Origin of the sequence: Ralstonia sp. A12 (assembly GCF_000801955.1) — a bacterium.
Lineage (GTDB): Bacteria > Pseudomonadota > Gammaproteobacteria > Burkholderiales > Burkholderiaceae > Ralstonia.
In genome coordinates this window covers 69,736-83,888 of record NZ_JSZO01000002.1, presented here as the reverse complement: position 1 = coordinate 83,888, position 14,153 = coordinate 69,736, and the positions used below count along the sequence as shown (strand labels likewise).

At 64.7% G+C, this 14,153-nt stretch carries 15 protein-coding genes; 14 read left to right on the top strand and 1 reads right to left on the bottom strand.

Annotated features, from left to right (window positions below; genetic code table 11):
* Nucleotides 1–157: 157 nt before the first annotated feature.
* From mdcA to PI87_RS04700, 14 genes are all read left to right on the top strand, one after another.
* The gene (gene mdcA / locus PI87_RS04765; protein ID WP_039596551.1) at nt 158–1,837 is read left to right on the top strand and encodes a malonate decarboxylase subunit alpha; all 1,680 of its coding nucleotides are present in this window, start codon (nt 158–160) and stop codon (nt 1,835–1,837) included.
* The gene (locus tag PI87_RS04760) at nt 1,837–2,763 is read left to right on the top strand and encodes a triphosphoribosyl-dephospho-CoA synthase (protein WP_039596550.1); all 927 of its coding nucleotides are present in this window, start codon (nt 1,837–1,839) and stop codon (nt 2,761–2,763) included. The genes mdcA and PI87_RS04760 overlap by 1 nt, the downstream gene beginning before the upstream one ends.
* The gene (locus PI87_RS04755; protein ID WP_039596549.1) at nt 2,750–3,046 is read left to right on the top strand and encodes a malonate decarboxylase subunit delta; all 297 of its coding nucleotides are present in this window, start codon (nt 2,750–2,752) and stop codon (nt 3,044–3,046) included. The genes PI87_RS04760 and PI87_RS04755 overlap by 14 nt, the downstream gene beginning before the upstream one ends.
* 9 nt (nt 3,047–3,055) lie before the next feature.
* Nucleotides 3,056–3,904, top strand: coding sequence for a biotin-independent malonate decarboxylase subunit beta (locus tag PI87_RS04750; protein ID WP_039596548.1), 849 nt, complete (start codon nt 3,056–3,058; stop codon nt 3,902–3,904).
* Nucleotides 3,901–4,716, top strand: a complete 816-nt coding sequence (gene mdcE, locus PI87_RS04745; protein WP_039596547.1) for a biotin-independent malonate decarboxylase subunit gamma — start codon at nt 3,901–3,903, stop codon at nt 4,714–4,716. Before PI87_RS04750 ends, mdcE begins: the two co-directional genes overlap by 4 nt.
* A 350-nt stretch (nt 4,717–5,066) precedes the next feature.
* Nucleotides 5,067–5,474, top strand: coding sequence for a malonate transporter subunit MadL (gene madL / locus PI87_RS04740; protein ID WP_039596546.1), 408 nt, complete (start codon nt 5,067–5,069; stop codon nt 5,472–5,474).
* A gap of 11 nt (nt 5,475–5,485) precedes the next feature.
* Nucleotides 5,486–6,250: a malonate transporter subunit MadM gene (gene madM, locus PI87_RS04735; RefSeq protein WP_039596545.1), complete on the top strand. Its 765-nt coding sequence runs from the start codon at nt 5,486–5,488 to the stop codon at nt 6,248–6,250.
* Complete coding sequence (locus PI87_RS04730; RefSeq protein WP_039596544.1) at nt 6,247–6,882, top strand: malonate decarboxylase holo-ACP synthase; 636 nt, start codon at nt 6,247–6,249, stop codon at nt 6,880–6,882. Before madM ends, PI87_RS04730 begins: the two co-directional genes overlap by 4 nt.
* A complete protein-coding gene (gene mdcH / locus PI87_RS04725) occupies nt 6,879–7,814 on the top strand; it encodes a malonate decarboxylase subunit epsilon (RefSeq protein WP_039596543.1) in 936 nt (311 codons plus the stop codon). Before PI87_RS04730 ends, mdcH begins: the two co-directional genes overlap by 4 nt.
* A 180-nt stretch (nt 7,815–7,994) precedes the next feature.
* On the top strand, nt 7,995–8,741 hold the full coding sequence (glnH, locus tag PI87_RS04720) for a glutamine ABC transporter substrate-binding protein GlnH (protein WP_039596542.1): 747 nt from the start codon (nt 7,995–7,997) through the stop codon (nt 8,739–8,741).
* Nucleotides 8,742–8,774: 33 nt separating this feature from the next.
* Nucleotides 8,775–9,431 (top strand): glutamine ABC transporter permease GlnP, encoded by a 657-nt coding sequence (gene glnP / locus PI87_RS04715; RefSeq protein ID WP_039596541.1) that lies wholly within the window; start codon nt 8,775–8,777, stop codon nt 9,429–9,431.
* Nucleotides 9,428–10,168: a glutamine ABC transporter ATP-binding protein GlnQ gene (glnQ, locus tag PI87_RS04710; protein ID WP_039596540.1), complete on the top strand. Its 741-nt coding sequence runs from the start codon at nt 9,428–9,430 to the stop codon at nt 10,166–10,168. Before glnP ends, glnQ begins: the two co-directional genes overlap by 4 nt.
* Nucleotides 10,169–10,178: 10 nt before the next feature.
* On the top strand, nt 10,179–11,243 hold the full coding sequence (locus PI87_RS04705; protein WP_039596858.1) for a C45 family autoproteolytic acyltransferase/hydolase: 1,065 nt from the start codon (nt 10,179–10,181) through the stop codon (nt 11,241–11,243).
* Nucleotides 11,212–12,177 carry a MurR/RpiR family transcriptional regulator gene (locus PI87_RS04700; protein ID WP_039596539.1) on the top strand — a complete coding sequence of 322 codons (966 nt, stop codon included), beginning with the start codon at nt 11,212–11,214 and terminating at the stop codon, nt 12,175–12,177. Before PI87_RS04705 ends, PI87_RS04700 begins: the two co-directional genes overlap by 32 nt.
* Before the next feature lie 44 nt (nt 12,178–12,221).
* Here PI87_RS04700 and PI87_RS04695 read toward each other — a convergent pair whose 3' ends face one another.
* On the bottom strand, nt 12,222–13,817 hold the full coding sequence (locus tag PI87_RS04695; RefSeq protein WP_039596538.1) for a peptide chain release factor 3: 1,596 nt from the start codon (nt 13,815–13,817) through the stop codon (nt 12,222–12,224).
* Between the last annotated feature and the right edge of the window lie 336 nt (nt 13,818–14,153).

The following is a 14,153-nucleotide window of genomic DNA, read 5'->3' as shown; positions in this document are numbered from 1 at the left end:
CTCCGCCGGGCGTGGGCTTGCTGCGCCGCACTTTGCCGTGATTTGCCCATTGTTTCATTAACTTCAAGTTAATGAAACCGCGACAAGGTTGATTGAAGTGCATGGCCTTCCGGCATACGGTACAGCCCATCGAGTTCACGGTTGGAGCTGCCCACTCATGCAAGCGATGTCCAACAATCCGGCCAACGCCGCCATCCCGCCCCAGTGGCGCAAGCGGCGCGACGAGAAGGAACGCCGCCTGGCCGCCGCCCGCCGGATCGCCAACGGCAAGGTCATCCCCACCGGCGATATCGTCGCCGCGCTCGAAGCGCTGCTCGCCCCGGGCGACCGCGTGGTGCTGGAGGGCAACAACCAGAAGCAGGCCGACTTCCTGTCGCGCTCGCTGGCCAAGGTGAACCCCGAGCACCTGCACGATCTGCACATGATCATGCCGAGCGTGAGCCGCGCCGAGCACCTCGACATCTTCGAAGCCGGCATTGCGCACAAGCTCGACTTCTCGTTTGCCGGGCCGCAGAGCCTGCGCATCAGCCAGCTGCTGGCCGACGGGCTGCTGGAAGTCGGCGCCATCCACACCTACATCGAGCTGTATGCACGGCTGGTGGTGGACCTGATCCCCAACGTGTCGCTGGTGGCCGGCTTCAAGGCGGACCGCCAAGGCAACATCTACACCGGCCCCAGCACCGAAGACACACCCGCGCTGGTCGAGCCCGCGGCGTTCTCCGATGGCATCGTCATCGTGCAGGTCAACGAGATCGTCGATGACCCGGCCGATCTGCCGCGCGTTGACATTCCCGGCTCATGGGTCGACTTCATCGTGCAGGCCGACAAGCCGTTCTACATCGAGCCGCTGTTTACGCGTGACCCGCGCCTCATCAAGCCCGTGCACGTGCTGATGGCGATGATGGCCATTCGCGGCATCTACCAGCGGCACAACGTGCAGTCGCTCAACCACGGCATTGGCTTCAACACGGCGGCCATCGAGCTGATCCTGCCGACCTACGGTGAACGCCTCGGCCTCAAGGGCAAGATCTGCCGCAACTGGACACTCAACCCGCACCCGACGCTGATCCCCGCCATCGAATCGGGCTGGGTGGAAAGCGTGCATTGCTTCGGCACCGAACTCGGCATGGAACGCTACGTGGCCGCGCGCCCCGATGTGTTCTTCACCGGGCGTGATGGCTCGCTGCGCTCGAACCGCATGCTGTGCCAATTGGCCGGGCAATACGCGGTGGACCTCTTCATCGGCGCGACGCTGCAAGTCGATGGCGATGGGCATTCGTCCACCGTCACGCGTGGTCGCCTGGCCGGCTTTGGCGGTGCGCCCAACATGGGCCACGACCCGCGCGGCCGCCGTCATGCCACGCCCGCATGGCTCGACATGACTGAACCGGTGACGATGCTGGAGCGCGGCAAGAAGCTCGTCGTGCAAATGGTCGAGACGTTCCAGGAAGGCGGCAAGCCGACCTTCGTCGACACGCTGGATGCGGTGGCCGTCGCCAAGCAAAGCGGCATGCCGCTTGCGCCCATCATGATCTACGGCGACGACGTCACCCACCTGCTGACCGAAGACGGCATCGCGTATCTCTACAAGGCGCGCTCGCTGGAAGAGCGGCGCGCGATGATTGCCGCCGTGGCGGGCGTGACCTCCATCGGCCTGCGCCACGATCCGTCCAAGACGGAACAGATGCGCCGCGACGGCCTGATCGCCCTGCCCGAAGACCTCGACGTGCGCCGCAGCGATGCCAGCCGCGAGCTGCTCGCCGCCAAGAGCATCGCGGACTTGGTGGAATGGTCCGGCGGCTTGTATGACCCGCCTGCACGCTTCCGGAGCTGGTGATGGAAAAGATCCTGAATCGGCCCCTGCCCGCCAGCCCGAAAGCACGCGCAAAGCGATTAGCCGCGCTCGTGGAGTCCGCGCTCATCGACGAGGTGACGCTCTCGCCCAAACCTGGCCTCGTCGATGTGCGTGGCAACGGCGCGCATCACGATCTCGACTGGACGCTGATGGTGCATTCGGCCCAGACGCTGCGCCCCGCGTTTGAAGCCATGGCGCTGGCTGGCGCACAGATTGATTCGCCGCTGGCCCTGCGTGAACGCATCGGCCGCCTGGGCCGCGAAGGCGAAGCGGCCATGCTGGACGCCACCGGTGGCATCAACACACACCGCGGTGCCATCTGGGCACTCGGCCTGCTGGTGACGGCGGCTGCGCAGGCACCGCATGCACTGGGTGCTGCCGCTGTTGCAAGCCGCGCAGCGCGCCTGGCCAACATCCCCGATCGCTTTGCACCCATGTCGACCGGCCACAAGGGCGAGCGCGCATGCAATGACTATGGCGTCGGTGGCGCCAAGGGCCAGGCCTGTGCCGGTTTTCCGCATGTGATCAAGGTGGCGTTGCCGGCGTTGCGTCAAGCGCGGGCAGCGGGGTTGCGCGAAGACCACGCGCGCGTGGATGCGCTGCTCGCCATCATGGCCACGCTGGACGACACCTGCGTGCTCGCGCGCGGTGGCGCCGATGCGTTGCGCGTCGTGCAAACCGGCGCGGCAACGGTACGCGCCGAAGGCGGTCTCGCCATGCCGCAGGGCCGCCACGCGTTCCGCTTGCTCGAACAAGACATGCTGGCGCGACACGTGTCACCCGGCGGTGCAGCCGACCTGCTGGCCGCCGCGCTATTCCTCGACCGACTGCCCGCCAGCGCACACGCATCCGACCTCGAATCCGAATCTGCGTCCCTCCTTCAGGAAACCGAACATGGAGCATCTTGATTTTCAGTTCACTGGCGGCGCACCCGCCGGCCGGCGTGCGTATGCCGGCGTGGTCGGCTCGGGCGACCTCGAAGTGCTGCTGACCCCCGGCAACGCCGGCCAGATCGACGTGGCCATCACCACCTCCGTCAACGGCATGGGCGCGACGTGGCAGGCGCAGCTTGCGCGCGTGTTCGGCTCGCATCCATGGCCCGCTGCCAAGATCGTCATCAACGACTTCGGCGCGACACCGGCCGTGGTGCGGTTGCGACTTGAGCAGGCGCTCGAAGCGCTCACGTCGTAAGGAGAGGCCATGTCACGCAACCCGATTGAACGCGACAGCTTTATCGAACGCGATGCGCGCCGTCGTGCGATGGCCCTGCTCGACCCCGGCACCTTCCGCGAGCTGCTTGACCCGTTCGAACAACTGACCTCGCCGTGGCTGCCGCGCCAGGGCATCGTCACGCAGGCCGATGACGGCGTGGTGGTGGCGCGCGGCACATTGGGCGGACAACCCGCCGTGGTGCTCGCCATTGAAGGCGCCTTCCAGGGCGGCAGCATGGGCGAGGTGTCCGGCGCCAAGATTGCCGGCGCGCTGGAGTTGGCGGCAGAAGACAACCGCAACGGCATTCCGACGCGCGCCGTGATCGTCTTCGAGACCGGCGGTGTGCGGCTGCAGGAGGCCAACCTTGGCCTCGCCGCCATTGCCGAGATCCATGCGGCCATCCGCGCGCTACGTGAGTACGGGCCGGTGATCGGCATCACCGCGGGCGTGGTCGGCTGCTTTGGCGGCATGAGCATCGCAGCGGGCCTGTGCAGCTACCTGCTGATGACGCGCGAGGCACGCTTGGGCCTCAACGGCCCGCAAGTGATCGAGCAGGAAGCCGGCATCGAGGAATATGACTCGCGCGACCGCCCCTTCATCTGGAGCCTGACCGGCGGCGAACAACGCAATGCTACCGGCCTGGCCGATGTCTGTATCGAAGACGATGCCGTCAGCATCCGCGCGCAGGTGATCGAGTGGCTGCGTGCCGGTTCGCCCAAGCACCAGCGCAGCGAACAAGTCGACCATTACCTCGCACAGCTCGCCGCTGTCGACACCTCGCGTCAGGCCATGGCCGAAGATGTGCGCACGCTCTACGCTGCCAAGGATCAAGCATGAGCCAAACAGAACTCTCCACACGCGGCGCAACCTGGATGCGCGCGCTCACCGGCGGCACACCGGTTGCCGGCTACGGCAGCACGTTGCAAGTCATCGATGCCACGCTGGCGGATCAACCCGCCCGCTACATCGCCGTGGTGCCCGATGCCAAGAACCGCTTCCCGCGTGCTCGCAATGGCGAGGTCGGCCTGGTTGAAGGCTGGCAGCTCGCGCGCGCCGTGCGCGATGTCATGGCCGAAGACGCCGGGCAAGACAAGAAGCGCGCCATCGTCGCGGTGATTGATGTGGCAAGCCAAGCCTACGGCCGCCGCGAGGAAGCCTACGGTATCCACCTCGCACTGGCCGCAGCAGCCGATGCCTACGCTGCCGCGCGGTTGGCTGGGCATCCGGTGATCGGCCTGATCGTTGGCCGCGCCATGTCGGGCGCGCTGCTGGCGCACGGCTATCAGGCCAATCGACTGCTCGCACTCGACGATGCCGAGGTGATGGTGCACGCGATGGGCAAGGCGGCCGCTGCACGCGTGACGCTGCGCTCGGTGGCCGACCTCGAACGCCTCGCGCAGGAGATCCCGCCCATGGCGTACGACATTGCCAGCTTTGCGTCGCTCGGGCTGCTGTGGAAGCTGCTGAAGGTCAAGTCCGCCAACGCACCGGATGCAGGCGACGTCGACGCCGTGCAGACCGCACTTGCAGCGGCACTCGCTGACATTGCAGCCGACCCATCGCGCGGGCTGGAAAGCCGGCTGGGCGCACCGCTGCGCAAGGCGTCGTCGGAAGTACGCGAACGCCTGCGCGCGCAATGGAACGCGTAACGAACAGGAGATGACACCGGCGCCAACCCAAGCGCCCAGTCGGTTTGGCCGTACCTGCCCTAGATGGCGCCTTGAATTTCTGTGAGCGGGCGGAAAAAAGAAGGAGGCCTGTTTGAGCGAAGCGAGTTTGCCTCCTTCTCCGCCCGGTTACAGAAATTCAAGGGATGGGTCGCCATCTCGGGCGCGCCTTTCTTTGCTTACTTTCTTTGGCAAGACAAAGAAAGTGAGTCAGCCCCGGCAGGGGATGAAACAAGGGATGCACCACTAACGCAAACAAGCAGTCTTCACACCTCGATCACCACAACACCCATAACAGGCGACCCATCGCCGTTCCTTCAGGAGACAAAGACGTGATCATCTACGGTACGACCCTGCTGGCGCTATGTCACATCGCCGGCCTCTTCCTGGGCGACTTGCTCGGCCAGGCCATCGGCGTGAAAGCCAACGTTGGCGGCGTAGGCATCGCCATGTTGCTGCTGATCTTTGCGCGCCTCTACCTGCACAAGCGCGGGCTGATGCCGGCCGCCACCGAGGCCGGCGTCTCATTCTGGGGCGCGATGTACATCCCGGTGGTGGTGGCAATGGCCGCCACGCAGAACGTGGTGACGGCACTGCGCGGCGGCCCCGTAGCACTGCTCGGTGCCATCGGCGCGGTCGTGGTGTGCGGCGTGTGCATCGCACTCATCAACCGCACAGGCAGAGCAGAAGACCGGCAACCACTGCCACCCCTGCCTGAATCCGAACAAGCCCGCGCCTAAGGAGCCTCACCATGCTGTCAATGCTGGAAAAAGTTCTGCAGCACAACGGGCTCGTCGCCGCCTTTGCGCTCGTCGGTATCGTGATGGGCCTGTCGATGTGGCTGTCCAAGAAGCTGACCTTTGGGCGCGTGCACGGCTCGGCCATCGCCATCATGATCGGGCTGGTGCTGGCCTACTGGGGTGGCATGCAGACCGGCGGCGAGCGCGGCCTGGCTGACCTCAAGCTGTTCGGCGGCATCGGCCTGATGGGCGGTGCGATGCTGCGCGACTTCGCCATCGTCGCCACCGCATTCGAAGTGCAGGTGACCGAGGCACGCAAGGCAGGCCTGATCGGCGCCATCTCGCTGCTGCTGGGGACGGTGCTGCCGTTCATCGTCGGCGCGTGCGTGGCCTACGCCTTCGGGTACACCGACGCGGTGAGCGTCACCACCATCGGCGCGGGTGCGGTCACGTACATCGTCGGCCCGGTGACGGGCGCGGCGCTGGGTGCCAGCTCCGATGTGATGGCGTTGTCGATTGCCACGGGCCTGGTCAAGGCGATCCTGGTGATGGTCGGCACGCCCTTCGCAGCCAAGGCCTTGGGCCTGAACAACCCGCGTGCGGCCATGGTGTTCGGCGGGTTGGCGGGTACGGTCAGCGGCGTATCGGCTGGGCTTGCGGCCACGGATCGGCGCCTGGTGCCCTATGGCTCGCTGGTGGCGACGTTCCATACGGGCATCGGCTGCCTGCTCGGTCCGTCGGTCCTATTCCTCGCGACGCAAGCGCTGCTGCGATGACACACATGCCGCTGCGTGCGCACGATCTGCTTTGGGTATCTGAGATGCCCACGACAGCGGACGGTGCACCTTTGCCGGATTGGGCCGTTGCGGCATGCCGGCAAGGTGCGCCGGTCGTCGTGCGCCGTGCGCCGCGTGGTGCCGATGGGTCGATCCCGGTAGGCCTGCGCGGCAGTGGCCGCAGCGAACGCTGTGCGGCCACCGCGGCTGCCAGCACGGTCACACGCGTGATCACACCCGAAGCATTGGCGACCACCACCGTCGCCATCGCCGACAACGCACCGTTTGCGGCACTCCGCACCGTGCGTGCATTGGCAACGGAACTCAACGCACTCGGCTGGGCATGGGGCCCAACTGGCGGTGCAGGCTTTGCGCTCGCCACCGGTTTGCCCGTGCTGCATGCGGATAGCGATCTCGATCTTGTCGTACGCATGCCGCATGCTCCATCGGCTGCACAGCGTGATCACCTTGTGCGCTTGCTGGACGACATCGAATGCCGTGTCGATCTGCAGATCGATACCGGCCACGGTGGTTTCGCACTACGCGATTGGCTAGCGTCACCGCACAAGACGTTGCTCAAGACCGACCACGGCCCCCGCCTCGTCGCAGACCCGTGGAGCGACGTGGCATGAGCATCCTCTTCATGTTCCCCGGCCAGGGCAGCCAGCGTGCGGGCATGCTTCACGCGTTGCCTGATGACCCGGCCGTCGCACAAACACTGGCCGAAGCCGGTGATGTGCTGGGTACGGATCCGCTCACGCTCGATACCGCAGAGGCATTGCGGTCGACCGTGGCGGTTCAACTCTGCCTGCTGATTGCCGGTGTGGCGGTGGCACGCACGCTCGTTCGCCAGGACGCTGCGCCGGACATGGTAGCCGGCCTATCCATCGGCGCGTGGCCCGCGGCGGTCGTGGCGGGCGTGCTGGATTTCAGCGATGCGCTGCGCCTCGTCCGCCTGCGCGGGCAGCTCATGGAGGACGCGTATCCAAGCGGCTATGGCATGGCCGTCACGGCCGGTTTGACCGAACCCGAAGTCACCGCCGTCGTCGCGCAAGTCAACTCGCCGGCAACGCCAGCTTATGTCGCCAACCTGAATGCAGAACGACAGATTGTCGTGGCGGGCAGCGATGCGGCACTCACACAAGTCATGGCGCTCGCGCAGGCGGCAGGCGCATCAACGGCGACGCGGTTGTGCATGGCCGTGCCGTCGCACTGCCGATTGCTCGATGTGCAGGCGGCTGAACTGACCGCTGCTGCTGCAAAGGTCACGCCACACGCACCGCAGCTCACCTACGTCAGCAGCAGCCGCGCGCGGGCGCTCTTCCGCGCGAATCTCATCGTCGAAGACCTGACATGGAATATGGCGCGGCCGGTACTCTGGCACGACACGCTACGCCATGCGCTTGAGCGCGGTGCGCGCATGGCGGTGGAGGTACCGGGCGGGGGCGCGCTGGCGCGTCTCGCGCAAGGCGTGTTTGCGGACGATGCGGTGTTGGATGTGGGCGGCGGATTGGATGCGGTGCGGGTGCGGATACAGCGCCAAGCGCGCGCCGACGGCAGATAGGACAGACCAGTCATCAACGAAACGGGGCTCCAACGCCCCGTTTTTTTATGCCCTGACGGGTATACCCGATGTTGCAACCTGATTTGCTCCCACCGATACTTCGCAAACAGATTTGCGTGTATTTCATCAATGCAAATCTGCTTGCCTCATCAAGCACATCCACATTTCAAGGGGTTGCACATGAAATTCGCTGCAAAACTGATCGCGGCAGTGCTCGTCGCGGCGTCCTTTGCTGGTCAGGCCGCACGGGCTGAGACGCTGCTGGTCGCATGTGATACGGCCTTCGTGCCGTTCGAATTCAAGCAGGGCGACCAGTACGTCGGGTTCGACATCGACCTCTGGAAGGAAATCGCCAAGGACGCCAAGCTTGACTACAAGCTGCAGCCGATGGACTTCAACGGCATCCTGCCAGCGCTGCAGACGCGCAATGTCGACGTGGCGCTGGCCGGCATCACCATCAAAGACGAGCGCAAAAAGATCGTCGACTTCTCCGACGGCTACTACGACAGCGGCTTCACGCTGATGGTGCCGGCGGCCAGCACGATCAAGGGCGCGGATGACCTAAAGGGCAAATCGCTCGCCATCAAGACCGGCACCTCCGCCGCCGACTACGCCAAGGCGCACTTTGCCGGCACCGACCTGCGCCAGTTCCCGAACATCGACAACGCCTATCTGGAGCTGGCCACTGGCCGCGTCGATGCCGCAATGCACGACACGCCCAACGTGCTGTACTACATCAACACCATCGGCAAGGGCCGCGTGAAAGCGGTGGGCCAGCAGATGATGGCGCACCAGTACGGCATTGCCTTCCCCAAGGGCAGCCCGCTGGTGCCCAAGGTCAACGCAGCGCTGGCAAAGATCAAGGCCGATGGCCGCTACACGGCGATCTACAAGAAGTGGTTCGGCACCGAGCCGGCCAAGCTGTGATGCCTTTCATGCAACACAGGCTGGAGATCGTTTATGGAGTTTGATCTGTCGGTTGTGGTCGACGCGCTGCCCGCGCTGTTGCAGGGCGCGCGGCTGACGGTGTGGATCACAGTCGTTGGCCTTGTCGGCGGCGTGCTCACCGGGCTGCTATTCGGCCTGATGCGCGCCTACGGCAATGCGCTGTGCCAGAAGATCGCCTTCGCCTACGTCGAGTTTGTGCGCGGCACGCCCATCGTCGTGCAGGTGATGTTCATCTACTTTGCGCTGCCCATACTGCTGCACATTCGCGTGGATGCGATGACCGCCGCGGTGGTGTCGATCATCGTCAACTCGGGCGCCTACATTGCCGAGATCGTGCGCGGCGCATTTCTCTCCGTGCCGCGCGGGCTGAAGGAAGCCGGGTTGGCGCTGGGCATGCCCGCCTGGCGCGTGCTGGCCTTCGTGATCGGACCGGTGGCGCTGCGTCGCATGACACCACCGCTGGGCAACCAGTTCATCGTCAGCCTGAAAGACACCTCGCTGTTCATCGTCATCGGCGTGGGTGAACTCACGCGGCAGGGGCAAGAGATCATGGCGTCCAACTTCCGTGCGGTGGAAATCTGGTCCGCCGTGGCCATCATCTACCTGTGCATGATCGGCACGCTCACGTTCGGGCTGCGCACGATGGAAAAGAGGATGCGGATGCTATGAGCACCAACGACCCGATCGTCCAATTCAAGCGCGTCACCAAGCGCTTCGGCCAGACCACCGTGCTCGATGGCGTGGACCTGAACATCATCAAGGGGGAAGTGGTCGTGCTGATCGGCCCCTCCGGCTCGGGCAAGTCGACGCTGCTCCGTTGCATCAATGCGCTGGAACAGATCGACGGTGGCGACCTGATCGTCGACGGCATCAGCGTGCTGGGCGGCGCAAAGAAGGTGCGCGAGATCCGGCAGGAAGCCGGTATGGTCTTCCAGCAGTTCAACCTGTTCCCGCAATTGACGGCGCTGGAGAACGTCGCATTCGGCCCGCGACAGGTACGCGGCATGGGCAAGCAGGCTGCCGAAGATCTGGCGCGCGAGCTGCTCGCCAAGGTCGGGCTGGCAGCACGCGCCGGTCACTACCCAAGCGAGTTGTCCGGCGGCCAGCAGCAGCGCGTCGCCATTGCGCGCGCATTGGCCGTCAAACCCAAGCTGATGCTGTTTGATGAGCCCACTTCCGCGCTCGACCCCGAGTTGCGGCAAGAGGTGCTGCGCGTGATGCAGTCACTTGCCGAAGAAGGCATGACGATGGTCGTCGTCACCCACGAGATGGCATTTGCGCGCAAGGTCGGCACGCGCCTAATCTTCATGGAGCACGGCCACATCGCCGTCGATGGCCCTGCCGTGAACGTGCTCGATGCGCCGCCCAACCAGCGCCTGCGCGATTTCCTTCAACACGTCGAATGATTCCTGGCACATGCCGTCCTTAGCTTTTGTCGAGATTTCCGGCACGCCGTTTGAAGCGGGCCAACAGCTGGGGCGCTTCGGCGCCGCCGCCGTTCACCAGCATCTACTGAAGACCGAGTCCTGGCAAAGCGTGATGCGCTGGCGCGGCAGTGCAACGGCAGACGCCATGGCCGCACTTGTGCGCGAACGCTTTCCGCGCATCTGGGCCGAACTGCAAGGGCTGGCAGATGGGCTGCAACTGCCGTTCGACGACGTCTTCCTGTGGAACTGCCGGGGCGATGTCTGGGCCGCCACCAACGACGGCTGTACCACCGTGCAGATCCCCGACACCAGCCAGCGGCAGATTGCGCACAACGAAGACGGCGACCCTGGCTTTGCCGGGCACTGCGCAATCGCGCAGTGCCGCATCGAGGGCGGCCCCGGGTTCGCGGCGTTCGTCTATCCGGGCTCGCTTCCCGGCCACACCTTTGCTGTAACTGATGCCGGTTTGGCAATGACCGTGAACAACCTGCGCCTGCGGGATGTGGCAACTGAGGCGGTGGCTGGCGTGCCGCGCATGGTGCTGACGCGCGCGGTGCTCGATGCCGCCACGCTCGACGCCGCCGTGTGGCTGCTACGCGAATCCCCACGCGCAGGCGGTTTCCATCTGACGCTGGGGCAGTGCGCGCACCCTGCGCTATTGAGCGTTGAGTTTGGCGCACGCGGCTGCTCGGTGCGCGAGATCACCGAACCCTCGCTGCACGCCAACCATGCGATCCATCCGTCGATGCTTAACGCGCCGCAGATCATCACCGACTCTTCCGGCCACCGGCAAGCGCGCGGCGATGCGTTGCTGGCGCATGCACAGGCCAGCGGTCAGGCCATCGACCCGCTTGCCATCCTCGCCGACCAGGGCGATGCGGCGCTGCCAATCTACCGCGCAGACCCACACGACCCCGACAACGAGAACACGCTGGCCACCGCCCACATCACCATCCTGCCGGCTCACATAGAATGGGCGGTTTATGAACATCCCGGGCGCCCAGCCCGGTATCGGATGGTCAATGGACACCAGCAAACAGAGGTCACGCCGTAAGACGGAACCACAGCAAGCCGAGCCGCCACGCAGCGTCGACGGCCTGCGCGAACTGCTGCTGCGCATCGGCCGCGACGAGGCCGATCTGTCGCTCGGCACCAAGGCGCATACGGTATTGGCCAAGCTGATCGAGCGTCCGGAAGAAGTCGCCGTGCGCACCATTACCGATCTGGCCACGTCGCTCGATATCAACGCCTCCACGTTGACGCGGTTATCGACCAAGCTCGGCTACGCGGGCTTTGCCGATTTCCAGAACGTGTTCCGCGACAGCGTCGCGCAGCGTCATCGCCACTTCTACAGCCAGCAGGCCGAACGGCTGGTGGCTGGTAAGAAGACGCGGGCACAGGCGGCGAACACGTCGCCCGAAGTGGAAACGGTGGCCCAACTCGCGCGTGAATCCATTGGCAATATCGAGCGCTGCCTTGCGCAGCTCTCGCCCACGGACCTGCAAGATGCCGCACACCTGCTGGCCAGCGCGCGGCGCGTGCGCATTCATGGCCTGCGGCAGTTCAGTGCATTGGCCAGCTTCCTTTGCTACGGCCTCGGCATGATCCGTACCGATGTCGCCCTGCTCGATACGCAAGGGCTTGGCGTGGCTGAAGGGCTGGCGCAACTGCAGCCGGGCGACGTGGTGGTCGTGACGAGCGTGGCGCCATACACGCGCAGCGTGGCCGAAGCCGCTGCCGCGGCCAAACAGGCCGGGCTTTCGGTGATTGCGTTGACCGACACCCTCGCCTCGCCGCTGGTGCCGCCGGCGGATCACGCCTTCCTCATCCCACACGAGAGCAGTTTCTTCAGCAACAGCATGGGCGCCTATCTGGTGTTTTGCGAAGGACTGCTGAACCTGGTGGCGACGCGGCTTGGCAAGCGCTCATTGCAGGCGCTGGAGCGGCGCGAGCGGTGGATTACCGCGCTGGGGATTGAGACGTCGTAATAAAAAACGGGGCACTTGGCCCCGTTTCTTTTTGACTCGCCCGCTTAGACGATTTCCCGCGTCTCCATGAACTGGATGTCCGGGAAGCGCTCCTGTGTCAGCCGCAAGTTCACCTGGCTCGGTGCCAGGTAGACGTAGTCACCCGCACCATCCAGGGCCACGTTGTGGCCGGCCTTGTCAATCAGCTTGTCAATGTCTTCCTGCTTGCCGCGCAGCCAGCGGGCCGTGGAGCATTCGTGCGGTTCGAAGATGGCATCGACGCCGTATTCGTGCTCCAGACGATGCGCGACCACGTCGAACTGCAGGATACCGACCGCACCCAGCACGAGATCGTTCGACGACAGCGGGCGGAACATCTGCGTGGCGCCCTCTTCGGCCAGCTGCTGCAAACCCTTCTGCAGCTGCTTCAGACGCAGCGGGTTGTTCAGGCGCGCACGGCGGAAGAATTCCGGCGCAAACGACGGGATGCCCGTGAACTTGAGCGTCTCGCCTTCGGTAAAGGCATCGCCCAGGCGGATCGTGCCGTGGTTGGGCACGCCGATGATGTCGCCGGCAAAGGCCTCTTCCGTGGTATTGCGGTCCTGCGCCATGAAGGTGATGGCGTTGTTGATGGCGACCGTCTTGCCGGTCGACACCTGCAGCAGCTTCATGCCGCGCTCGAAGCGGCCCGAGCACACACGCACGAAGGCGATGCGGTCACGGTGCTTCGGGTCCATGTTGGCCTGGATCTTGAAGACGAAGCCGGTGAATTTCTCTTCCAGCGGCTTGACTTCGCGCGTCTCGGTGGGGCGCGCCAGCGGCTCCGGCGACTGGCCCACCAGTGCATCCAGCAGCGACTGCACCCCGAAGTTGTTTACGGCCGAGCCGAAGTACACCGGGCATTGCTTGCCAGCCAGGAACGCCTCTTTGTCGAACGTGTGCGAGGCACCGCGCACCAGTTCGATGTCGATGCGCAGCTCTTCGGCTTGCGAGCCGAGGATGCGGTCCAGCTCCGGGTTGTCGAGGCCTTGAATCAGACCGGCGGTCGCACCCTTCTCGCTGTCGGCATTCGGGTCGAACAACTGCACCGTGTCGTTGATGAGGTGATACACGCCCTTGAACGACTTGCCCATGCCGATCGGCCACGTCATCGGGGCGCACTGGATCTGCAGCACGTCTTCAATTTCATCGAGCAGTTCGATGGGCGCGCGGCCCTCGCGGTCAAGCTTGTTGATGAACGTGAGGATGGGTGTGTGGCGCAGGCGGCAGACGTTGAGCAGCTTGATGGTCTGCGCTTCCACGCCGTTCACGGAGTCGATCACCATCACGGCCGAGTCGACGGCCGTGAGCGTGCGGTACGTGTCTTCCGAAAAGTCTTCGTGGCCCGGGGTGTCGAGCAGGTTGACGATGTAATCGCCGCCGTCGTTCTGGTACGGGAACTGCATCACCGAGGACGTCACCGAGATGCCGCGCTGCTTTTCCATCTCCATCCAGTCGGAGGTGGCATGGCGGTTGGCCTTGCGCGCGCGCACGGCGCCGGCCATCTGGATGGCGCCGCCGAACCAGAGCAGCTTTTCAGTCAGCGTGGTTTTACCCGCATCCGGGTGGGCAATGATGGCGAACGTCCGGCGGCGCCGGATCTCCTGCTGCAGCGTACTCACGGGCAAAAACCGAAAGGGAGGGGTGAAAAATGCGGATGAATGCGCACGTGGCGTGTGCGCTGGCCGGCAGGGGTCATCCTGACGGCCGATGGATGCCCCAAGCGGTGTTGTCAATCCGGGGCAGCCGAGATTGTACGCGATCGGCGATCTTGCTTAGGATCAACTGACCCTGTACGCAAGCAAGGGAAACTCCGTAGGAACCGTCCACCGGATGGTGGAGACCAATACGGTGTCGGAATGCTCCGACAACCCTTTCGGAGACGGTGTTATCGAAGTTGTCATGAAGCTCCCGTATTGTGGAGGCCGTCGCGAAACCCATCGGTATGGTGCTTTGCG